This is a genomic window from Pseudobutyrivibrio ruminis HUN009 (assembly GCF_000703005.1).
GTDB classification, from domain to species: domain Bacteria; phylum Bacillota; class Clostridia; order Lachnospirales; family Lachnospiraceae; genus Pseudobutyrivibrio; species Pseudobutyrivibrio ruminis_A.
Genome location: NZ_JNLH01000002.1, coordinates 17,387 through 37,495, shown reverse-complemented (window position 1 = coordinate 37,495; position 20,109 = coordinate 17,387). Strand labels below are relative to the sequence as shown.

Genomic DNA, 20,109 nt, shown 5'->3' with positions numbered 1-20,109 from the left:
GTATGAAAGATATGGGTAATACACTGAAAAAATCCTTCGTGTTTAAGCGCTTTTATCCAGAACTGGTAGAAAAATATGGAACGGCAAGGGCGAAAGATATTTGGAACTATGCCGAGAATGAGTTTTTAGGGTTGAGGATTGCTGAACCATCCGCAGATAAGGCGAGTGTGTCATATGTCTTTCCAGCAGTAGCACTGTATCGTTCAGTTGAGTATTTCTATCCCGGAGAAGCTTTGGCTGTTACAAGAGGCTTGGGAACAAAGATGGGACGCAGACTACAAGGTATCTTTAGCAAGATTACTGCTTTTCCGGGCATTCCTTCACTCATGTGGAAGAGGATGGATAGAATTGCTGCAAAACTGAGCGATGGATATGAAATAGAGAATCTTTTAGTTACTGAAGACAAATGCTTCATGGATGTAGTCAGTTGCCCACTCTATGATAAGGCTCTTGAACTGGGCACACCGAACGCTATTCAGATGATTTGTTGCATGGATAAGGAATATATGAATGGATTTAGAGGAGTTGATTACAAGAGGACTAAATCAGTCGCAGAAGGTGATGATTGTTGCGACTATAGACTTAAAAAGTCCTTTTAAAAATATATGAGAATAATATGTTGTCTTTAGTATTGAAATGGAGGAGAGAACAATGGAGCTTACTTTTGGAGATGTACAGGAAACAGCACTTATTCCGCTTGCTATAAAAGCAAGTGAGACAGCTAGGGCAAATGCCAGAATTGTCGACCTAAAGGCAAAAGAGATAATTGATGCACTTGGAGTTGATGTCAGTAAATATGACCCGTTCTTATCACATGAAGGTGTAGTTGCAAGGACTATACTTTATAAAAACGAGTTAAAAAGACTTATTGAAAATTATCCTGATGCTCTTTGTATTAATCTTGGATGCGGATTTGATGATAAGTTTTCTCAGGTCGACAATGGTAGTATTACATGGTTTGATGTAGATCTTCCTGATCAGATAGAGAAGAGACGCAAAGTGTACTCAGACAGGGATAGATGTACAATGCTTGAGGGAAGTGCTCTTGAGGGAGAATGGACAAAGCAACTTCCAAAGCATGATATGAATATTGTAGTTATGGAGGGAGTACTTGAATATTTTTCAAAAGACCAGGTAAAGACATGTCTTAATATGCTTTGTGATAGCTTTGAGCAAGGATATCTTTTAGCTGAGCTTCATTCACCATTCCTTGAAAAGAATGGAAGTCATCATGATGCTGTGAAACATACTAATGCCACATTTGGTTGGGGAACGAAATCAGGACTCGAGTATTTAGAGCTTGAACCAAGAATGCGCCTTATTTCAGAGACAAGTTATAACGAAGAAATGAAGAAATACTCAATACGTGGAAAAATATTTGCTATCGTCGGTAAGAATATCAACAATCGACTTGCTGTGTTTGAATGGTAAGTAATATTGTCCAACAAATTACCCTTCTGTGGTATACTCAAATTAGTTGAGTATATGCAGGAGGGTATTTTTATGCCAAAAGGGTCAAATCAAAAATTAAAGCTGAGTTATCTTTGTAAAATCATGCAGGAAAAGACTGATGATGAGCACAGCCTTACACTACAACAAATAATGCATGAACTTGAAGAAGAAGGAATTACTGCAGAAAGAAAGAGTCTTTATGATGACTTTGCAGTTATGAATGACAAGCTTGGAATTGAAGTCATCAAAGAGCAGATAGGCAGAGAAACCTTTTATCATGTGGGAAGCAGAGAGTTTGAGCTTGCTGAGGTTAAGCTTTTGATAGAAGCTATTCAGTCATCGAAGTTCATCACTAAGAATAAGTCTGCTCAGCTAATCAAAAAGATGAAGACTTTTGTCAGTGAGTACCAGGCTAAGCAGTTGCAGCGCCAAGTATATGTAAACGATCGTATTAAAAATATGAATGAGTCTATCTACTATACTGTAGATGGAATTCATACAGCTATAGAGCAGAATAAGCAAATCAAGTTCCAGTATTGTGTATGGAATACTAATAAGGAACTAGTGCCTAAGAAGGATGGAGCATTCTACAAGGTGAGTCCTTGGTTCCTTGCAATGGAAGATGAGAACTACTACTTAGTTGCCTATGATAGCGAGGCTGGAAAGATTAAGCATTACAGAGTGGATAAGATGCTTAAGATTGGCATAACTGATGATCTTCGAGAAGGCAAAGAGCTATTTAAGAACTTTGATATGGGCGAGTATGTTGTAGAAAACTTCTCTATGTTCCATGGAGACAAGAGAAGAGTACATATCGAATTTCCTGATGATAAGGTAAGTATCTTCATTGATAGATTCGGTAAAGATGTGACTATAAGACCTGCAGAGAATGGAAGAAGTTTTGTTGCGGTTGATGTGGCGGTTTCTCAGCAGTTTTTTGGATGGGTCTTTGGACTTGGTGCTGACGTTAAGATTACAAGTCCTGAAGATGTAGTTGCTGATTATAAGAAACAGATAGAAGAACAGTTAAAGTATTATTGCGGAGAATAGATATATGTATCCAACTAGAAATGAGGCAATGAGACTTCTTGAAGAAGCAGAAAAGATGAACCCAGGGCCATGGGGTGATCACAGCAGAACTGTTGCTCATTGTGCTGAATGTATTGCTGCTAAAAGTGGGCTTGATGCGGAAAAAGCATATGTAGTAGGTTTGTTACATGACATAGGGAGAAGATTTGGAAAACGTCATCTTGGGCATGTTTCTGATGGATATTCTTATATGATGTCATTAGGCTATGACGAACCAGCCAGAGTATGTCTTACACATTCATTCAATGGTAAAAGCATTGATGGTTATGTTGGCAACTTTGATACAACGGCTGAAGAGACCGAATTAATAAAAACAGAATTAGCCAAGATAGAACTTGATGAATATGATAAGTTAATTCAGCTTTGTGATTCCATTGGTGGTGCTGAAGGTGTTATGGATATCATAGATAGAATGTCTGATGTTAAAAGAAGATACGGTTACTATGATCCTGAAAAATGGGATACTAATTTGGCGCTAAAAGATTATTTTGAGCAGAAGATGGGTGAAGATATCTATATTGTGGTTGATAAAAATAACTACAAACCTAGTAAATAACGGGAATAGTAGGGGGATTTTACTATGGAAAGAGAATTTCTAGAGGAAAGACAATTCACAAAGCTTTTAGCTGGAAAGACATATAAGATTTTCTTTGAAGGAAAAGACTGTGTCATTGCTGAAACAGAGCTTGGGGATGTTGTTATAGCTTTTAGTGAATTTGAGTATTACTCTTTGTCTAATGATGAGATAGAGCAGAAAATCTATGATGGTATAAAGAGTAGAGAAAAGTAAGTATGATTGATATTAAAGCAGGAGAGACTATACAAGAATTAGTCTGTAAACACTCAATAGTATTGTTTCAATTTAGTTCCAAGTCGTGCACACCATGTGTAGCCATACGGCAACGCATAGAAGCTTGGTTATCTAATCATGAGCAGATTGAAGCAAGACATATATCTATTGATGAGCAACCAGAACTTGCGGCACAAAATGATGTTTTGTCATTTCCTACAGTTGTTGTATATGTAGAAGGACAAGTGGCTATTCGTGAATCTGGATATTTTAGTTTAGATGAAATCTTTGCAAAGTTAGAACGGTTGATTGAGCTAATGTCGTAGGATTGAGAGGTGGAATATGGGATTATTTAATCTTTTCAAACATGTAGATATTAATGCCGAAGTAGAAGCCATGAAGTCTATAGAAAACGCAGTGCTTCTTGATGTGCGTTCTAAGGAAGAATATTCAGGTGGACACATTCCAGGAAGTAAAAATGTGCCAGTTGAGAATATAGAAAAGGTAGCTGATATCATTAAAGACAAAGACACGCCTGTTTATGTATATTGCCTTCGAGGTTCTAGAAGTGCTTCTGCAGTAAGTGCCATGGAAAAGATGGGTTATACAAATGCTAAAAGCATTGGAGGAATTGCATCATACAAAGGAGAAACAGTAATAGGAAGTAACTAATTTTGGGACATCTATAATATGGAGTCTGGACAGCTGTTGGTTAACAGCTGCCTTATTAATAGAGTTTAAATGCAACTGCTAATATACATAGTGATGTTCCAATAATACTAAACCACAAATCATTAGGACCACTTTTATTGTTCCTGTATTCTTCTGGAATACAGACTTTATGATTAGAAGGGCATACCCAAATATATGCTGTGTCGCCAATTTTGAGTTTAGGTTTTTTGTACCAAAAAGGGATTTCAACCTGAGAACGAGCAGTATACCACCAATGCTCAACTTTGTATCGATAGATTGGGTAAAATAGTGGTGGTTTGTAATAGCCAGCATGAGAAGCTTCAATTGCTTCAACTACAGCAGATACTTTAATTGTACATTTTTTTATATAATAAATATGTCTCAATAGAGCAAACACACTTGCTATTCCAAGAAAAATTATAATACCACTAAATAGTTTCATTTATTTTATACCTTCTATTATTAATCTATCCCCATGAACCAAAGATGACCTTCAGGTTGAAAATATAAACGCACTAAAGCTATTTCATTATCTACAGCAATTTGGCATTCGAATACGATGGTGCTATGAGTTACAAAAAAGTTATCTACACTAGTGTAAGTACCTGTATTAGTTACCTTTCGGTATCCTTTGATTGTATAAGATTCGGGCTGTCCTGCTGAATTTAACATTTGAAGACGCAAGGGAATGATTTCTCCACTGTGCTTAAATTGAGCAATGACATCTAACTGTTCTATTAACTTTCCCATAAATATAGTAAAACGATATTCCTATCTTAGTATTTTAGACTTTTTCTGTAATCATGTCTGATAAAGCAAATTGTATCAAATCTACTGGGTTAGAAGAAGGGTTAATCCACTCATTTATCTTTTCCTTAGGAAGCATAAGAGGCATTCTATCATGTATCTTAGCTAGCTCTGTAGTTGGATCTTTAGTTAGAATCACAAAAACAGGATAACCTTCTTCAATACGATATAGGCCACAGAGCCAGGTTACAGTGCAACCAGCTGGCTGAATGGCATATTTATCACCAGTTTTTACCTTACCGTCAGGACTTTTAAAGTGTTCCCATTCATAGTAATAAGCAGCTGGGATAATGCATCTATGAGATTGAAATGCATCCTTAAATGTAGGCTTTTCACTAGCAGTTTCAAGTCTGGCATTGAACAATGATCTCTTATTATCCCGGGCAGTGAATCCCCATTGCATTGGAAATACACATTTTTCTCCTTTAGAATTAGGAGCGATTACTGGGACTATATCTGTGGGGCGGACTTCGCCATCAGTGACAAGTGGTCTTGCATGAGTGTCTACAAACTTAGTGGTGAGACGTGAGCTTCTTGCAATATCTATGATTTCTTTCAATTCAGGTTGAGTTATATCAAGTGCATATCTAGTACACATAGTGAATCTCCTATGGATATTCCTCTGCAGGTACATGCTCTAAATCAGAGTAATTGGCTTCAAAAGATTGCTCTGTACTTGCGATTTCTTCGTTAAATCCTTTAAGTGCATCAAAAGGGCTGAATATTTTGGCACGTCTGGATAAATCCATAGCCGGATGTTTGATTGAAAAATCATCAAAAGGAGAGTGCTTTGGTTTGCCTATTTCATACACTTTTTTGTATCTATCTGTAATCATATCATTTCATCCATTCTCATAAAATATAGGTTATTAAATTATTTTTTATGTCCTCCGATTTGAACATTTCGTTCTCTTGTGGTAGCACCTTCTAGAAGGTTAATGCCTTTTAATATTGCATTTGCTCCATACCTAGTCCTTACCTCTAACAGTGCAGAATGAATGAGCTGCTCTTTGTTAAGCGCTTCATAGTCGGTGAATAAATCCATTTGAAAATAGCCACCGTCATTTTGAACATTACAAGCACATATGCCAAGTCTGCGGAATAGTATTCTATGGTCAGTTTTCTTTATTACATCATTCATGATTGCTTCGATTACAAGCTTAGAAGTGTTTGTCGCATTACGAAGGTTTACTGTGCCATTAGAATGTGCTGGATGGAGTCTACCATACCAATCTATAGCTAGTGGTCCATCGTAGTGAGGGCAGTATTCAAGGCTTTTGTAGTCGTAGCTTACCCACCAGGTAAATTTTGATGATACTAGATTCTTTTTGTACATGTCACAACATAGGATATCAATCATCTCTTTTAGGACAATACATGCTTCTTCGTACTTATATGGTCTAGGCAGCACTTGTCCGTTAGAAAGAGAGTGGTTATCTGATTTGTAGTTTTTAATATCATGCATTGTAACAGGCTCGATTCCCCAGGCATGATCTATTAGTATCTCTGCATCAATGCCAAAAGTTTTATAAAACCACTCCTCATCTAACTGAGAGCGTTCAGCAACATCGCCCATTGTGTACATCATATTTTTTTCCAACCGACGAGCTTTTCCGTTTCCTATTTGCCAAAAGTCTGTAAGTGGTCTATGCGGCCATAGTAACGTCTTATATGAATCTTCTGTAAGAGATGCAATACGTACACCGTCTTTATCTGCAGGAGCTTTTTTAGCTACGATATCCATGGCTACTTTTGCAAGATATAGATTAGTTCCAATGCCAACTGTGGCTGTAATGCCAGTTTGCTTGAGAACATCTCTAATCATTGTCATAGCCATGATGTGAGCCGGGCTTTGGCCAGTTTTTATAGATGCGGGTTCATATAGATGCAAGTATGGTGTGCAATCAATGAAACTCTCATCGATGCTGTAAACATGGATGTCTTCTTGGGCTACATATTTTAGAAAAATACCGTAAATCTTGGCTGATACTTTCTCATATTCAAGCATACGAGGAACAGCAGTAATATAAAGAATCTTAGTATGGTGGATTCTTTCGTATTTTTCTATGGCTTGCTTAGCTTCAAATAGTCTAGGTCTGCTTGGAACACCAATTGCTTTTAGGGCAGGAGAGACTGCCAGGCAGATGGTTTGGTCGGTTCTACTTTCATCAGCAACTAGAAGATTAGCTTTAAGTGGATCAAGACCTCTGGCAACACATTCTACAGATGCATAGAATGACTTCATATCTATAGCTATGTAGCACTTGGGGATTAGTAAATGCTTAGACATATCCAGTTGCCTTACCTCCTTTATTAACACACAAACATACATTCCCGAAAATATGTTTGTTTTTACAAAGAGATGATACACCCGAACAAGCATTCTTGTAAATCGAACAAATTATAAAATATGATTAGAGGCAATAAACTGGTTCTAAACTGGTTCCCAAATCAAGTACCAATTTTTGAAAGTTTGGAACTTGTAAAACGAAAAAGTGGAACTTTTTTTAGCCAGATGAAAAATATTAATAAAAATCGGAACGCTAAAAACATATATATGTTAATAAAAAATGGAACTTTGTGAAGACAGGAGCAGTAAAATCAGGGCTTGGAGTGTTCGATAATATTTACGCTTTATATACAAACATAATATTAATTGTCTATGAATAAAATCGCCCTATTAGCTAAATCAAATTAAAGGATATAGGATAAGGCTCATAAATTGTGGGTTCTTTGCTGTCCGATAAACCGCCAATAGAAAGTGATATTTTATAATCAGAAAAGAAGTAAATCTGACACTAAAGAGGGATGACTTCTGATTGTAACTTATGGATTATCATATAGAAGGAGGCTGCCTATGTTAACAGTTTTGTTATGTGTTGTGTTAGGTTGGGTTGCCATTAAGGTGGTTGTTGAGATTGTACGAATATCATGGGGATTACTGCTTTTGGCTGGCGGAATAATTTTGGTTCCAATTATAATAATCGGAGCAGTAGCCGAAGAAGTTCTCGCTGGGCTTGGCGTAATAATATTGATAGTATTGGCAATAGTAGGGCTCGCATCAATATTATAGAAATTGGGTATGTTGTTTATAATAGATTTTTATATTTTATGAATAATCTTTGAATGTATAGATATCATTCCGCAAGGGGATTATAATTATTTATGGTATGCACTTTTGTTTTTATATAGCGAGGTGTTTAGATGGATAATTATACAACATTAAAAGAAATTGCAGAAAAATGGGGACTCAGTGAAAGAAGAGTTCGTTTCTTATGTGAAGAAGGAAGAGTAGAAGGAGCTATAAAATTCGGAAGAGCATGGGCTATTCCCATTGATTGCATAAAGCCGAAAGATAAACGCATAAAAACAGGGGAATTTATTAAAAATAAAGCATTGGAGGATGATTAAATGAATAAAGTAAAAATAAAGAGCAATCCATATACTAGAGAAATAGCCTATCTTAGTTTTGATGAAGCGACAAATCAGTGGGTTGATGTAAAACAAATTGATGAGAAGAGTAGGTTAAGAGAAACAGACTCAGAACGCTCTTTTTTGCCTTTCAAGATTAAGGAGATTATAAATATCATCATCAAAGAATATTACATTAAGGGTAGAGAAAAGGTAGAACTTCATTTTGAAGGAACTCAGGATGAATTTGCTGAAGTTGCTACTATTTGTGAACGTCCAGATGTTAAAGACAAAATTGATCTCATTAGAGAAAATACAATCCTTGAGAATGCTAGATTTATCAAAGGAGATATTAAGGAAATCTTTGAGAAGGTTAATCCTATTATCGAAAGTATTGTAAAGGATGATGAATCAGTAATTAAAGGGCTTAACAAGGTTTCACAGGCTTTAGATGATGTTATTCCTATTTGTGTATTTGGCAATTATAGTGCTGGTAAATCGACGTTTATAAATGCACTTATTGGTGCAGAAATTCTTCCTAGTGGTGGTGACCCAGTTACAGCAAAAATATATGAAATTCGTAGGTCAACACAACCGGATTGGGCGCAGATATCATTTGAATTTCATGATGAGAGGATAGAATTATCTGTTGAGGGTTCAGATTATCGTGTGCTTAAAGGAAACCCAGAAAATGACTTGTTAGTAAGCATTCAGAAAGAAATAGATGAATCCGAGGAGAAAAATTTATATACAATAGTCAGAATAGCTCTAGACCTTATTAATAGCTATGAGAAGAAGGATAGAGACGAGATAGAAATAGGGAATGTCATAACACTAGATGTTCCATATGCAAGAACAGGTGTGTTGGGAGAGTCGTCCAATAGCTTTGTCATTTTTGATACACCAGGTTCAAATTCTAATTCGAATGCAGATCATTCAAAGGTATTAGCAGAGGCAATGGATGGTTTTTCAAATGGTATTCCGATTTGGGTTACACAATATGAGTCCATCGATAGTGAGGATAATGCCAGTCTTTGCGATAAGGTTTTAGCTATAGAGGCTTTAGATAAGAGATTTACAATGATTGTCTTAAATAAGGCAGATGGCTCAGATCTTGAAGAAGGCGGTTTTTCAGATGAGCATATAAAAGAAATACTTGAATATAAAGCAGTAGAAAAGATGTATGCTAGTGGAATTTTCTTTGTATCATCAATCATGGGATTGGGTGGTAAGAATAATGGTCAATTGATTGACAAATTTTACAGAAAGACCTTTAGAGCTCAGCAGGAAATGTATAACGATCCTGAAGATGAAGATTATATGACACTTTATAAGTATAACATCATGCCTGAGCAGATAAAGCAGAATGCAATTGAGTATTCAGAAGCAGCTAGCGATAAGTTAATATATGCAAATAGTGGGTTGTACTGTGTTGAGAAAGAAATAGAGAATTTTGGTAGCAAGCATTCAGCATATAACAAATGCCAAATGGTACGTGCTTTTTTGAGTACTGTAATAGAAAAGACGAATGCTCGTATTGATGCCAAGACAAATGCTCTAAAGATGGCTCGTGATAAGAGTACACAAGAGTTGGATTCAAAGACACTTGAGCTCAAGGAAGCAATAGCAAAGTCTTCTAAGAATATGCAGGATGAATATGAATTCAATTCAAAAGATGAAATAAGGAGCTATGCCGAATCTAAATTGATATATTCATTTGATGCAGAAGTTCTTGCAAGAATGGATGCACAAAAACGTAGTCAGCATTTTTCAGAGAATAGCTTTGATAAAAAAGAAGATGCCTATAAGGAATCTAAGGATAAGTTCTGGGAACACTTGAAAGAAAGTAGTCAGGGGCTTTTCAACAAGAACTTTTTGGAAAATGCAAAAAAAATGGTTGATGATGCCACAAAAGATTTGAAGGAAATCCAGGAATCAAAGACCCAAATGGATGAGACTGAAAAAGAGCTTGATAAACAAACTTCTGATGAAATTATGAAATATGTTATCAACTGCTACACAGTCAATCTTGATAATGCGCAAGAAAATTTGGATTATCATTTAAATAACTATTGGGGAGAGAAAGAGCACGAGTTTAAAGCAGCTATCATTAGTGAAATAGCTCAGTCAGATGCATTGTCTGATTCACAGAGGGAAGAAATAACTGACATGATTAAGAACTATGATCCTGTCGATTTTAAAGATGATGCTGAAAGCGTATTTGTTAAGAAAAAATTCTTGAAAGGGGCATTGTTTGGCTTAAGATTAAGTGATTCAGAGAAGCTTAACACTAATAGATTAGCCGCTAGCTATAATGATCGTATTAAGAAAATTGTTGCTAATATGTCTCAAGAAATGAACAGTAATTATTTCGAGAGATTTAAGATTTGGGAAGAGCGTTTATTGAGTGCTATAGAGGAAAATCTAACAGAGCTAAATCCAGAGTTAAAGAGCATTGCTGAGATTATAAGAATTGAGTCAGAAAGCATAGCTGAGTTAGAGAATAATCAACAAACAATAAAATCATCACTTGATTATATAAACGACTTAATGACTTGGAAAAACGTGTAGTTGAAAGTGAGGGAAGGTAAATGGGTATTAAGAATGTAGTTAAGAAAATTGGAGGAAAAGCCGGCGATAAGGTTGCGGGATTATCAGCACTGAGTCCAGCACAAGTGGAGAATGTCCAATTACTACGTGAAAAGTATCTGTTAGAGATGCCAAATCCAAATGATCCGACTGCCAGAGAACAGACAGAGCGATTAATGGCAGCAAGTAGTGTTGAGATATTTAATGCATACTTGCCACAAATAAAAGATCTGTATTTACCACTTCAAAATGAAGCTGAGTATGGAAAAAGTTTTGATGACGGTCATAATATCAGATACATCAATATCACAAAGTGGGTTACTGATAAGAAGGAAAATAATCTGGAAAAGCTTGTAAATGTATATGCAGTGCTTTCTAATGAGGATTGTAATATTGCATTAGTGTTTGATCGTAAACAAAGTAAGACCAATGTATACCTTGCTGTTGTTAATAGTAAAAACGCAACAAGTAGTACAGAGGTTGATAATTACAAAGACCAGATTGTGGAAGCAATTAGAGGCAATTTCCCTGGTGCTGAATGGGCTGATGAAGATGGGGCAGGAGTCCTTCCGTGTTTCAGAGATGACAAGAATTATTCTGTATCAATGGCATCCAATATTCCTACAGAAAAATCTGAGAAGTTTATTAGTCAGACCATAGAGAAGCTTATTGATGGTATTATTCCGGATTCCAACAAGAAAGAATATACAATAATTCTTCTTGCAACACCAATTTTGGATGTGGAGGATAGAAAGCTTAAGCTTGGAGAGTTTTATTCAGGACTAAAGCCTTATGCTTCATGGCAGACGAGTTTCCAACGTACAGAAAATGAGAGCTTTAGTTCATCAGCAACTGTTGGCGTTAATGTTGGAGCAAGTGCAGGCATCCAAAATGGTACTAATAGTGCTGTAACAGATACTGATAGTACAACAGAAAATGAATCATCTACTAATACAGAATCAAATAGTGATAGTTCGTCAAAGACTACATCTACCGCTGAAAATTCTAGTTCAGCTCACTCTGACGGTACAAATACTACAACTACTCATACAGAGGGGACTCAAGAAAGTAAAGGAACAAATGGATCAATAACAGCATCGCAATTTGCCTCTGCAAGTGCAACTGCAGGTGGTGGAATCTTACCAGCGGGAGCAACAGTTACTGCTGGAGGTGGACTAAGTGAAACAGTTGGGACAAGTTATAGTCATGGTTGGAACACTAGTAATGCTCAAGCACTGGGAAAAACAGCTCAGGACACTATTACGAAAGGGTTGACTAATACTGTAGGACAAACAATAGGGAAGACGACTGGAACTGCTGTTGCAAATACATTAGGAAAAGCAGTTACAACAGCTATGGCTAAAACTTCTGGTGTATCTAAAGCAGTTAATTTAGGTGGCAATATTGGAGCTAATTTTGCCAGATCATCTACCACAACAGCAATGCTGGGAAAGAACGAAGGCATTACGCAGAGTTTTACAAATTATAATGTAGAGCATGCCCTTGAACTTTTGACAGAGCAGATGAAGAGATATGAGCAGAGCACAGCTCTTGGCATGTGGGACTTTGCTGCCTATGTCCTCAGCGAAGATGCTAATGTTGCAAGCAACGTAGCACATTCATATTTGGCATTAACTCTTGGTGAAGAGTCTTATATGTCAAAGTCTGCGATTAATACATGGCGCGGAAACGTTGAAGATGAAGCAGGCCAGGCAAAGGAAATCAGCAACTATATTAAGATGCTTCGTCATCCAGTATTCGGATTGAACCCTGCAGTAGTAGGTAAAGTAGAGGATGGTGTTGTACAGGTAGAAGTTGATGAGGAAACTGAGTTTATCGTATATCCTCCGATTGTTACAGCCACAACATGCCTTTCAGGTAAAGAGCTTGCTTATTCTCTAAACTTCCCTCAGAAGTCAATTGCAGGATTGCCGGTTATTGAGTGCGTGGAGTTTGGTAGAAATGTCATTACATATGATGAGCAGGATTCTAAAGAGGATGAGATTAAGCTTGGAAGCATCTTCCATATGAATCATCCTGAAAAGAATACTGTAAGTCTTTCAAAGAAATCTCTGGCTTCGCATACATTTATCACCGGTTCGACTGGTTCCGGTAAGAGTAACACTGTTTATCATATGCTGGAGAAGGCTCGCAAGAAAGGTGTTAATTTCTTAGTAGTAGAACCTGCAAAGGGTGAATATAAAAACGTCTTTGGAGGAAGAAAGGATGTTTCAGTATATGGAACTAATCCGTTGATTAGTCCATTGCTTAGAATCAATCCGTTCAGCTTTCCTAAGAATATACATGTGCTTGAGCACTTAGACAGACTCGTAGAAATCTTTAATGTTTGCTGGCCTATGTATGCAGCTATGCCGGCTGTATTAAAGAGTGCAATAGAGCAGTCTTATGTTGATAGCGGTTGGGATCTAGTTAAATCCACAAACAAATATGGAGAGGATTTATATCCTTCATTTGAGGACGTTGCCAGAAACGTAAAAGAAAAGATTGATAGCAGCGAATATGATGCAGAGAACAAGGGCGCATATAAAGGATCACTTCTTACCAGACTTGAATCACTCTGCAACGGTATTAACGGAATGATTTTTGTTGCTGATGAAATCGCTGATAGCAAGCTGTTTGATGAGAATGTGATTGTTGACCTTAGCCGTGTAGGCTCAAGTGAAACAAAGTCTTTGATAATGGGAATGATGGTTCTGAAGCTTCAGGAATATCGCTTGTCTAATGCAGATAGTATGAACTCTGAGCTTAAGCACCTTACAGTTCTTGAAGAAGCTCATAATCTTCTGAGAAGGACATCTTCAGATCAATCCGCAGAGGGGAATAACCTTCTAGGCAAGAGTGTAGAAATGCTTTCAAATGCTATCGCAGAGATGAGAACTTATGGCGAAGGTTTTATTATCGCAGATCAGGCACCTGGACTTATGGATATGTCTGTAATCAGAAATACCAACACAAAGATTATTCTCAGATTGCCGGATCAGGCAGATAGAGAACTGGTTGGTAGAGCAGCTAATCTTAATGAGGACCAGATCACAGAGATTGCTAAGCTTCCATGTGGCGTGGCTGCAGTATATCAGAACGAATGGATCCAACCGGTACTTTGTAAGGTAGATCTATTCAATGTTCCTGAAGAACCTTACAAATACATTCCTAGCGATGATGACGTAGTTCCAAGCAGAGAACATATTGAAAAATCTTTGCTGGATTGCATCATGGACAAGGAACTTTGCAGAAAAGGCAACAAGGCAGACCTCCGTGCTTTGAAGAGTAGAATTATCAGATCCAAGTTGGAGACCCATGTAAAGCGTGACTTCATGGATTATCTTACTGATGAAGGCGAGGATGCTTTGGAGAAACTTCGCAAGCTGATATTTGACTTCATGTCTGCAGAGGAAGCAATTCTTGAAGCTAAGCAGTGCAATGATATTGTGGAATGGTCAAGAAAGGTCGTTGAGAATCTTAATCCTACACCAAAAGAGTATTCTAAGAAACAAATTGATATTGCACTTGGGTTGATTCTTTATGAGCAGAGCTTAAGAGATTCTGCATATGGCAGTGTGTTCTGTAAATTCACAGAGATGTATAAGAACGAAGGAGGGGTATTTTAATGCATGAAATAAAGTCGTCAGATGTTCCTATTAACGAGCTTACATCAAAAGTCCCAGAGAATTTTAGAAATATACAGCCTGATAATGGTATGACAGTTGAAGATGCAAGAAGCTTCTGGGACAATGAGTTAAAAGACCTTGACAACCAAGAAACCTCTGATGCCGGAGAATTTGGGGGAAAGTATAAATCCTATGAAGACAGACTTAGTTGTGTTCCTGTGAGTGAGACGAAAGGACAATGGGAAGGTCAAAGGGGGGAATCAAAGTTTGTTCCTTCGGATGATGTTGGTAAGGAATGTAAAGATAAATTAGCAGAGTATAAGCTCGATGGTATTGAATACAAAAATCTTGAGCCAGACTTTTCAAAATGTTCAGAAGCAACTGTTCAAATTGAAGACATGGATGAACATCGTTGGGATTATATTGATGCAAATGGTGATGAACAATTAGGTAACTTTTCTAAGGCGGACGAAAAAGCTGCTCAGTTGTGGAATGAACAAAATAGGGATGGTAGAACAGATTGGACAGCTGAAGATGTCTATGATTATCGAAATAATCTAGAACACCATTTTACATGGCACGAAAGATGTGATACGAAGACAATGGATTTAGTGCCATATGAAATACATAATTATTGTACGCATTCAGGTGGAGTCGCAGAGTGCAAAGCGAGAGATGCTGTTAATGCTGGAGGTGAGTTTGATGAGTAAAATAAAGCTAAATATTTGGGGTAGAAATTTTGATCTTCCAATGTCTGTTAAGACTTTTAAAGGCAAAGAGCCTACAGATGTGCAAAAAGAAGCTGTTGCAAAATTCGAGGCTAATACAGATATGATAGGTACTGCTCAGAATGAGGTTGAAAAATATATTTTGGCTAACGGACTTAAGGAAAATGGAATTGATAAGGTTGATAATATCTTTAAATATGTTATCCCAAAGGCAATCGTAGTTCCTAAAGCAAAGAATAGAGTGGTAGGGCTTATTTGCAATTTCAAGTTTGACGAAGAGCATGGATTGGCTGTCGTTTTTGAAAATGAAAAGTTCAAGAAAATAGGTGCACAGGATATTGTTTTGTAAGGTGATGGTATGTTTAAATTCGGTGAGATAAGCAGTAATACATCAGAACTGAATAAAAGTGATGTACTTAACAAAGAAATTCCTAGGTTTGATTCTGGAATATCTGTAGAAGACGCTAAGACTTTTTGGGATGAAATGTTTTATGAACCCAAAGACATATCAATAATAGATATTCTTGATTATTATGAAGATGAGTTCACGTTCGATGATTTTGATATTACCGATATGAATGAGCTTCTTGATAATTTTGAACTTGATACTTGGAATGAGTTTACTACAGATGAGAAAATTAACCTTGTAAATGAACTGGTTGATACTATATCAGAAAAGTTAGGCCTGGAGGATATCCCGGAAGTTCTATACTATGAGGATGATCCTGGAAACAGAGGTGTTTATTATGACAGTTTTAATGTTCTTGGTTTAAATGAATGTCTGTTGGATGATCCGCAGCAGTTGGTAAAGACTACTGCGCATGAACTAAGACATGCATATCAGCACCTACGGGCTGAATCACCACAGAATTATGAGGATTTTCTATATAGAATAAATCTAGCTAATTACATATCACCGATGTTTAACGATGATGGGGAGTGTATTTTATATACAGATTATGCTTGCCAGTTCGTCGAAGCAGAGGCTAGAGCATTTTCTAATTTATTTAATAGGGAAGGGGCGATGATGACATGAGTGAAATAGTAAAAGAATATTATGAAAAAGCACATGTAAAGCCATTTCTCATTGAGCAGAAAATGAAAAGATTAGAAAAGCATCCTGATATATGCAAAGAATTTGAAGAATGGATATCAACTAAAAAATATATTGATCAGGTAATAGTTGAAGGATATACCGCATCGAAAATTGCTAAAATTTCTCCCAATGTTGCAGGTGAGGGGGCTTTTATGATGCTCATAGATTTGAGAAATAATCCTTTAAATGCAAAGAAATTAATTAATGATGGCTGCGTTATACTATAAAATGGAGATATACATATGAGTATTGACTTAGATTTATTTGGATTATCAGTAAATCAAACGAAAATACTGTTTTCTATTGATAAGTATCTTGTTGAAGTTGATATAAATGATTCAGGACAAAATCAAAAAAAACTAAAAAGAGAATGGCTAAATGAGTGGGAAAAAGGAATAATAGCTTATTTGAATTCCCTAGATAATTCTATAGTATCACTATATGGTCTCTATGATATTCATGAACAAGTAAAATTTGAAAAAGAAAACAACAATCGACTGACATGGTATTATCTCGTATTGCTGGAAGCTACATTATTTAGTGCTTATTCACCAATAGATGAGAATATCAAGAAATATAAATCACTTAGATTTAAAAATCATCTAGATATTCTTAAAAAATTTGTAGCCGCTGAAAGCATAATAAATGAGTCATATATCGATAGTATTACAGATACATATTCTTATGCAATAAAAGAGATAGCGGGTGAAAAAAGATTAGTTGGTAAATTATTGCCGGCAATTGCCCTTGCTACTGTAGTGGGCGCGCTATGCTTTTCTTTTGCTGGGCCAATTGCCGTAGCTTTAGTTGGATCTCATTTTGCAGGTTTGTATGGTGCGGCATTAACTAATGCTTGCTTAGCATTATTAGGTGGTGGAGCATTAGCAACAGGTGGTGCTGGTATGGCTGGAGGCACAGCTGTTATTGTAGGAGGAGGTAGTATACTAGGATTTACAGCAGGAGATAAGCTCGGCAAAGCTCTTATTTCCTCTCCACAATTTATACTTCATGACAGTGTAAAATTTTATACTGCTTTTATCTGTATCTATATGGGTGTTGATTATGATAAGAAAGCAGCTAGTAAGATACTAGGATTATACCAAGAGAAGATTTCTGAATTAAAAAACTATTGCGAAATGAATATAGATGATTCTATGTTAAAGAAAGATATAAAAAAAATAAAAAAATCTATTTCTTATATGGAAAATATTTATTCAAGCTGCGAAGATTATTATATACACCAAATGAGATAGTAACATATAGAGATTATTTTATATATTAACTTATTAGATTAGTACATTATCTAAAGGTTAAAGAATGTACTAGCCGCCTCCGCTGCGGCATCAATTCTAGCTTCCTTGTCTGAAATATAATGCTTGGAAGTATCAATATTGCTATGATGAAGGGCATCTTTGATTGCATAGATGTCCTTTGTTTCTGCGTAGACTTTGGTAGCAAAAGTAGCTCTCATCTTGTGAGGAGAGTATTTATCAGAAAGGCCGGCAGCCTTACAATATTTCTTAAGCATTTTTTGTACCGCATTTACGGATATTCTTTTGCCCTGGGTTGAAATAAACAGGGCATTCTCATTAGTCGAAGAGAGTAGTAGTGGGCGGGAAAACTCTATGTAATCAGCCACGGCATTATATACAGGAGTGATTACACGTACCTTATCATAATCTCCACCTTTTCTGATAATACTGAAATATACTTTGTGCTCTTCGGTAGTATCAATATCTGAAAGATTAAGTCCAACAAGCTCTGAAACACGCATACCAGTGCCAAGCAACACCATGATGATGGCCATATCTCTATCAACCATGCGTTTATTGTAAGCCTTGGCATGTTCTGAAATTTTATCCTGATTTTGTATACAATTTAATAAGGCAGAAACCTCTGAATCGCTGAGCTTTACCACGTCTCTTTCATGAAGTTTTGGTCCTTCCACAAGAAGTGTTGGATTATTTTTGATTGCACCAATAGCCAGGTAATACTTATACATGGTCTTAAGCACAGAAAGCTTTCTGCGGCGTGCAGTTTCACTAAGCTTGATCCCATCCTCAGATTCAGCAATGTATTTTTCAATCTGGGTCATTCTGATTTTATCCAAATCAGTAACCTGGATATCTTTGACATTTTCTTTTTTTAGAGCTACTGCCATGAATCTTAGGAATACATTTATCTCATACATATACCCGAGGATTGTGTTTGTAGAACGATTTCTTGAATCCAAGTGGGTATGAAAATCCTCTAAGAACTCCGGCATTCCATTTAAGAGCTCATTTATCTTTGTGTTATTTCTAATGTCTTGTTCGTTGCGATATTCGTTACTCATGAGTAGAGGAATTGACGAGGAAGATGAATATATATCTATCGGTTAAATATCTCTTTTTCCGAGAAGTACAAACAAGCACGAAAATATATACAAAATATACAATAAACGTAAATTTTTCATAAATTTTTAATGTAAATGCAAATTTCTTGAAGTTAATGCAACATTATAGAGGTAAAAGCAAAACATACATTACTGTTACATTTAGTTCTGGAAATAATATGCATAAATAAAGGAGCTAAACTAGCTCCTTATATAATGCATCAAAATCATCCTTATTCATTTCCCTAAGAAACAAACGGTCTGTTTCCAATATTATTTTCTGTTCCATTGATGTCCCTCCTAATGTAGCTAAACTATCCAACAAAGCCCAATTTACTAGTCAAATTCTCTCAACACTTCTTTCATTTGTGCCTCCGAATCAAGAACACAATACACGCGCCAAGTACTACACCGATTGTGTTCAAAATTAAGTCATCGATATCAGTATGTCGTCCAATGCAAACAAGTTGAGTCAACTCGATGAACAGTGTAAAGCCCGCACCAGCGAATATAGTTTTTCGAATCGTATCGAGTTGCTTAAAACAAATCGGCCACACGATTCCAACCGGTATGAACATCGTGATATTACCGATGACATTCATCTTCCAGCCATCATATCGATCTACAAGGAAGTAGAATGGAATGATACTGATCATATCATGGATATCATCTCCAAAGCCTATCTTTAACGTTGGTATCTTTCCATTCTCAAGATGAAATCCAAAATACACAAATCGAAATATAACAACGATGCAAACGTAAACCAATAACAGTTGGAGTTCTCGTTTAATCGAAAATGCTTTTGTTTTAGCAGCTACAACTAAACGAGTGATAATCCATATAATCGTTATTAGTAAAAAGAGTTGTAAGTACGTAATCTCAATCATTATTTCCTACTATCTTGCTACAAAAATCGACAATCTCCTGTTTCCTTGGATCTACATCCTCTTTGTATTCGATGGATGTGAGTCCCAAATGACCAACGCACTCTATCTCCAGATGCCCATAGAAGTGTTCAATACTGCTAATGATTCTCTCGCATTCCGGCATGTTTGGTCCGGTTCTTAGCGCTATCGCATAGCCCTTCTTTCCAGACTTAATTGTTGCATGCGGTTCATGGGTATTACACCATGGCGTGCATCGATCAATAAATGCCTTGAACTGCCCCGGTACATCCGCCCAATAAGACGGTGACACAGAGACAATCACATCCGCATCATCATACTCATGCATGATGTCTTCAATGACTGCCGCATCATTCATGACACACTTTGCCGTATCGTGACACGAACGACAGCCTCTGCAAAAAGCAAACGCATAGTCATCGATACAAATACTTTTTACACTGTACTTTACAGATAACTGGTCCGATACTAGCCGAACTATTTCTGCAGTTGCGCCTGTCCGAACAGGACTACAATTGATAACAAGTGCGTTCATTGCTCCTCCCT

Annotated in this window: 24 protein-coding genes; 16 read left to right on the top strand and 8 right to left on the bottom strand. The window is 36.7% G+C overall.

The window, feature by feature from the left end:
* The first annotated feature begins 2 nt into the window (after nucleotides 1–2).
* From BO15_RS0112520 to BO15_RS0112490, 7 genes are all read left to right on the top strand, one after another.
* A complete protein-coding gene (locus BO15_RS0112520) occupies nucleotides 3–599 on the top strand; it encodes an L-2-amino-thiazoline-4-carboxylic acid hydrolase (protein WP_033154932.1) in 597 nt (198 codons plus the stop codon).
* 52 nt (nucleotides 600–651) lie between these two features.
* A complete protein-coding gene (locus tag BO15_RS0112515) occupies nucleotides 652–1,431 on the top strand; it encodes a class I SAM-dependent methyltransferase (RefSeq protein WP_033154931.1) in 780 nt (259 codons plus the stop codon).
* Nucleotides 1,432–1,503: 72 nt separating this feature from the next.
* Nucleotides 1,504–2,502 (top strand): helix-turn-helix transcriptional regulator, encoded by a 999-nt coding sequence (locus BO15_RS0112510; protein ID WP_033154930.1) that lies wholly within the window; start codon nucleotides 1,504–1,506, stop codon nucleotides 2,500–2,502.
* A 4-nt stretch (nucleotides 2,503–2,506) separates the two neighbouring features.
* Nucleotides 2,507–3,097: an HD domain-containing protein gene (locus BO15_RS0112505; protein WP_033154929.1), complete on the top strand. Its 591-nt coding sequence runs from the start codon at nucleotides 2,507–2,509 to the stop codon at nucleotides 3,095–3,097.
* Nucleotides 3,098–3,121: 24 nt separating this feature from the next.
* Entirely contained in the window at nucleotides 3,122–3,331 is a 210-nt protein-coding gene (locus BO15_RS0112500; protein ID WP_033154928.1) for a hypothetical protein, read from the top strand.
* A gap of 2 nt (nucleotides 3,332–3,333) precedes the next feature.
* Nucleotides 3,334–3,657, top strand: coding sequence for a thioredoxin family protein (locus BO15_RS0112495; protein WP_033154927.1), 324 nt, complete (start codon nucleotides 3,334–3,336; stop codon nucleotides 3,655–3,657).
* Nucleotides 3,658–3,673: 16 nt separating this feature from the next.
* Nucleotides 3,674–4,003: a rhodanese-like domain-containing protein gene (locus BO15_RS0112490; protein ID WP_033154926.1), complete on the top strand. Its 330-nt coding sequence runs from the start codon at nucleotides 3,674–3,676 to the stop codon at nucleotides 4,001–4,003.
* 55 nt (nucleotides 4,004–4,058) lie between these two features.
* Here the strand turns inward: BO15_RS0112490 and BO15_RS0112485 are convergent, their stop codons facing one another.
* From BO15_RS0112485 to BO15_RS0112465, 5 genes are read right to left on the bottom strand one after another with little or no spacing between them, the layout of a single operon-like run.
* Complete coding sequence (locus BO15_RS0112485; RefSeq protein ID WP_033154925.1) at nucleotides 4,059–4,466, bottom strand: hypothetical protein; 408 nt, start codon at nucleotides 4,464–4,466, stop codon at nucleotides 4,059–4,061.
* A gap of 20 nt (nucleotides 4,467–4,486) precedes the next feature.
* Nucleotides 4,487–4,774, bottom strand: a complete 288-nt coding sequence (locus BO15_RS13725; protein ID WP_033154924.1) for a hypothetical protein — start codon at nucleotides 4,772–4,774, stop codon at nucleotides 4,487–4,489.
* Between the two features lie 34 nt (nucleotides 4,775–4,808).
* Nucleotides 4,809–5,429, bottom strand: coding sequence for an SOS response-associated peptidase (locus tag BO15_RS13380; RefSeq protein ID WP_052169960.1), 621 nt, complete (start codon nucleotides 5,427–5,429; stop codon nucleotides 4,809–4,811).
* Nucleotides 5,430–5,439: 10 nt separating this feature from the next.
* Nucleotides 5,440–5,667 (bottom strand): hypothetical protein, encoded by a 228-nt coding sequence (locus BO15_RS0112470; protein WP_033154923.1) that lies wholly within the window; start codon nucleotides 5,665–5,667, stop codon nucleotides 5,440–5,442.
* Nucleotides 5,668–5,705: 38 nt separating this feature from the next.
* Entirely contained in the window at nucleotides 5,706–7,121 is a 1,416-nt protein-coding gene (locus BO15_RS0112465) for a hypothetical protein (protein ID WP_033154922.1), read from the bottom strand.
* Nucleotides 7,122–7,688: 567 nt separating this feature from the next.
* Between BO15_RS0112465 and BO15_RS0112460 the strand changes: the two genes are divergently transcribed.
* From BO15_RS0112460 to BO15_RS0112420, 9 genes are all read left to right on the top strand, one after another.
* On the top strand, nucleotides 7,689–7,904 hold the full coding sequence (locus BO15_RS0112460; RefSeq protein WP_033154921.1) for a hypothetical protein: 216 nt from the start codon (nucleotides 7,689–7,691) through the stop codon (nucleotides 7,902–7,904).
* A 131-nt stretch (nucleotides 7,905–8,035) separates the two neighbouring features.
* Entirely contained in the window at nucleotides 8,036–8,242 is a 207-nt protein-coding gene (locus tag BO15_RS0112455; protein WP_033154920.1) for a transposase, read from the top strand.
* On the top strand, nucleotides 8,243–10,813 hold the full coding sequence (locus tag BO15_RS13375; RefSeq protein ID WP_052169959.1) for a dynamin family protein: 2,571 nt from the start codon (nucleotides 8,243–8,245) through the stop codon (nucleotides 10,811–10,813).
* Nucleotides 10,814–10,833: 20 nt separating this feature from the next.
* Nucleotides 10,834–14,460, top strand: a complete 3,627-nt coding sequence (locus BO15_RS0112445; RefSeq protein WP_033154919.1) for a helicase HerA domain-containing protein — start codon at nucleotides 10,834–10,836, stop codon at nucleotides 14,458–14,460.
* A complete protein-coding gene (locus tag BO15_RS0112440) occupies nucleotides 14,460–15,170 on the top strand; it encodes an HNH endonuclease (RefSeq protein WP_033154918.1) in 711 nt (236 codons plus the stop codon). The genes BO15_RS0112445 and BO15_RS0112440 overlap by 1 nt, the downstream gene beginning before the upstream one ends.
* A complete protein-coding gene (locus BO15_RS0112435) occupies nucleotides 15,163–15,537 on the top strand; it encodes a DUF6985 domain-containing protein (protein WP_033154917.1) in 375 nt (124 codons plus the stop codon). The genes BO15_RS0112440 and BO15_RS0112435 overlap by 8 nt, the downstream gene beginning before the upstream one ends.
* A gap of 9 nt (nucleotides 15,538–15,546) precedes the next feature.
* Nucleotides 15,547–16,224 (top strand): DUF6782 family putative metallopeptidase, encoded by a 678-nt coding sequence (locus BO15_RS0112430; RefSeq protein ID WP_033154916.1) that lies wholly within the window; start codon nucleotides 15,547–15,549, stop codon nucleotides 16,222–16,224.
* A complete protein-coding gene (locus BO15_RS0112425; protein WP_033154915.1) occupies nucleotides 16,221–16,511 on the top strand; it encodes a hypothetical protein in 291 nt (96 codons plus the stop codon). The genes BO15_RS0112430 and BO15_RS0112425 overlap by 4 nt, the downstream gene beginning before the upstream one ends.
* Before the next feature lie 15 nt (nucleotides 16,512–16,526).
* Complete coding sequence (locus tag BO15_RS0112420; protein WP_033154914.1) at nucleotides 16,527–17,537, top strand: hypothetical protein; 1,011 nt, start codon at nucleotides 16,527–16,529, stop codon at nucleotides 17,535–17,537.
* Nucleotides 17,538–17,587: 50 nt separating this feature from the next.
* Here BO15_RS0112420 and BO15_RS0112415 read toward each other — a convergent pair whose 3' ends face one another.
* The 3 genes from BO15_RS0112415 to BO15_RS0112405 form a co-directional block, all read right to left on the bottom strand.
* Nucleotides 17,588–18,619: a tyrosine-type recombinase/integrase gene (locus BO15_RS0112415; protein WP_081828725.1), complete on the bottom strand. Its 1,032-nt coding sequence runs from the start codon at nucleotides 18,617–18,619 to the stop codon at nucleotides 17,588–17,590.
* Nucleotides 18,620–19,020: 401 nt separating this feature from the next.
* On the bottom strand, nucleotides 19,021–19,545 hold the full coding sequence (locus BO15_RS13920) for a VanZ family protein (protein WP_033154912.1): 525 nt from the start codon (nucleotides 19,543–19,545) through the stop codon (nucleotides 19,021–19,023).
* Nucleotides 19,538–20,098 (bottom strand): flavodoxin family protein, encoded by a 561-nt coding sequence (locus BO15_RS0112405; protein ID WP_033154911.1) that lies wholly within the window; start codon nucleotides 20,096–20,098, stop codon nucleotides 19,538–19,540. Before BO15_RS0112405 ends, BO15_RS13920 begins: the two co-directional genes overlap by 8 nt.
* Between the last annotated feature and the right edge of the window lie 11 nt (nucleotides 20,099–20,109).

What these genes read in the sequence shown, in the direction of transcription:
- BO15_RS0112510 (WP_033154930.1), top strand. Translation starts at nt 1,504, where the DNA reads ATGCCAAAAGGGTCAAATCAAAAATTAAAGCTGAGTTATCTTTGTAAA.
- BO15_RS0112520 (WP_033154932.1), top strand. Translation starts at nt 3, where the DNA reads ATGAAAGATATGGGTAATACACTGAAAAAATCCTTCGTGTTTAAGCGC.
- BO15_RS0112505 (WP_033154929.1), top strand. Translation starts at nt 2,507, where the DNA reads ATGTATCCAACTAGAAATGAGGCAATGAGACTTCTTGAAGAAGCAGAA.
- BO15_RS13380 (WP_052169960.1), bottom strand. Translation starts at nt 5,429, where the DNA reads ATGTGTACTAGATATGCACTTGATATAACTCAACCTGAATTGAAAGAA.
- BO15_RS0112495 (WP_033154927.1), top strand. Translation starts at nt 3,334, where the DNA reads ATGATTGATATTAAAGCAGGAGAGACTATACAAGAATTAGTCTGTAAA.
- BO15_RS0112420 (WP_033154914.1), top strand. Translation starts at nt 16,527, where the DNA reads ATGAGTATTGACTTAGATTTATTTGGATTATCAGTAAATCAAACGAAA.
- BO15_RS0112440 (WP_033154918.1), top strand. Translation starts at nt 14,460, where the DNA reads ATGCATGAAATAAAGTCGTCAGATGTTCCTATTAACGAGCTTACATCA.
- BO15_RS0112445 (WP_033154919.1), top strand. Translation starts at nt 10,834, where the DNA reads ATGGGTATTAAGAATGTAGTTAAGAAAATTGGAGGAAAAGCCGGCGAT.
- BO15_RS0112430 (WP_033154916.1), top strand. Translation starts at nt 15,547, where the DNA reads ATGTTTAAATTCGGTGAGATAAGCAGTAATACATCAGAACTGAATAAA.
- BO15_RS0112470 (WP_033154923.1), bottom strand. Translation starts at nt 5,667, where the DNA reads ATGATTACAGATAGATACAAAAAAGTGTATGAAATAGGCAAACCAAAG.
- BO15_RS13725 (WP_033154924.1), bottom strand. Translation starts at nt 4,774, where the DNA reads ATGGGAAAGTTAATAGAACAGTTAGATGTCATTGCTCAATTTAAGCAC.
- BO15_RS0112490 (WP_033154926.1), top strand. Translation starts at nt 3,674, where the DNA reads ATGGGATTATTTAATCTTTTCAAACATGTAGATATTAATGCCGAAGTA.
- BO15_RS13375 (WP_052169959.1), top strand. Translation starts at nt 8,243, where the DNA reads ATGAATAAAGTAAAAATAAAGAGCAATCCATATACTAGAGAAATAGCC.
- BO15_RS0112415 (WP_081828725.1), bottom strand. Translation starts at nt 18,619, where the DNA reads ATGAGTAACGAATATCGCAACGAACAAGACATTAGAAATAACACAAAG.
- BO15_RS0112485 (WP_033154925.1), bottom strand. Translation starts at nt 4,466, where the DNA reads ATGAAACTATTTAGTGGTATTATAATTTTTCTTGGAATAGCAAGTGTG.
- BO15_RS0112425 (WP_033154915.1), top strand. Translation starts at nt 16,221, where the DNA reads ATGAGTGAAATAGTAAAAGAATATTATGAAAAAGCACATGTAAAGCCA.
- BO15_RS0112515 (WP_033154931.1), top strand. Translation starts at nt 652, where the DNA reads ATGGAGCTTACTTTTGGAGATGTACAGGAAACAGCACTTATTCCGCTT.
- BO15_RS0112500 (WP_033154928.1), top strand. Translation starts at nt 3,122, where the DNA reads ATGGAAAGAGAATTTCTAGAGGAAAGACAATTCACAAAGCTTTTAGCT.
- BO15_RS0112435 (WP_033154917.1), top strand. Translation starts at nt 15,163, where the DNA reads ATGAGTAAAATAAAGCTAAATATTTGGGGTAGAAATTTTGATCTTCCA.
- BO15_RS0112455 (WP_033154920.1), top strand. Translation starts at nt 8,036, where the DNA reads ATGGATAATTATACAACATTAAAAGAAATTGCAGAAAAATGGGGACTC.
- BO15_RS0112465 (WP_033154922.1), bottom strand. Translation starts at nt 7,121, where the DNA reads ATGTCTAAGCATTTACTAATCCCCAAGTGCTACATAGCTATAGATATG.
- BO15_RS0112460 (WP_033154921.1), top strand. Translation starts at nt 7,689, where the DNA reads ATGTTAACAGTTTTGTTATGTGTTGTGTTAGGTTGGGTTGCCATTAAG.
- BO15_RS0112405 (WP_033154911.1), bottom strand. Translation starts at nt 20,098, where the DNA reads ATGAACGCACTTGTTATCAATTGTAGTCCTGTTCGGACAGGCGCAACT.
- BO15_RS13920 (WP_033154912.1), bottom strand. Translation starts at nt 19,545, where the DNA reads ATGATTGAGATTACGTACTTACAACTCTTTTTACTAATAACGATTATA.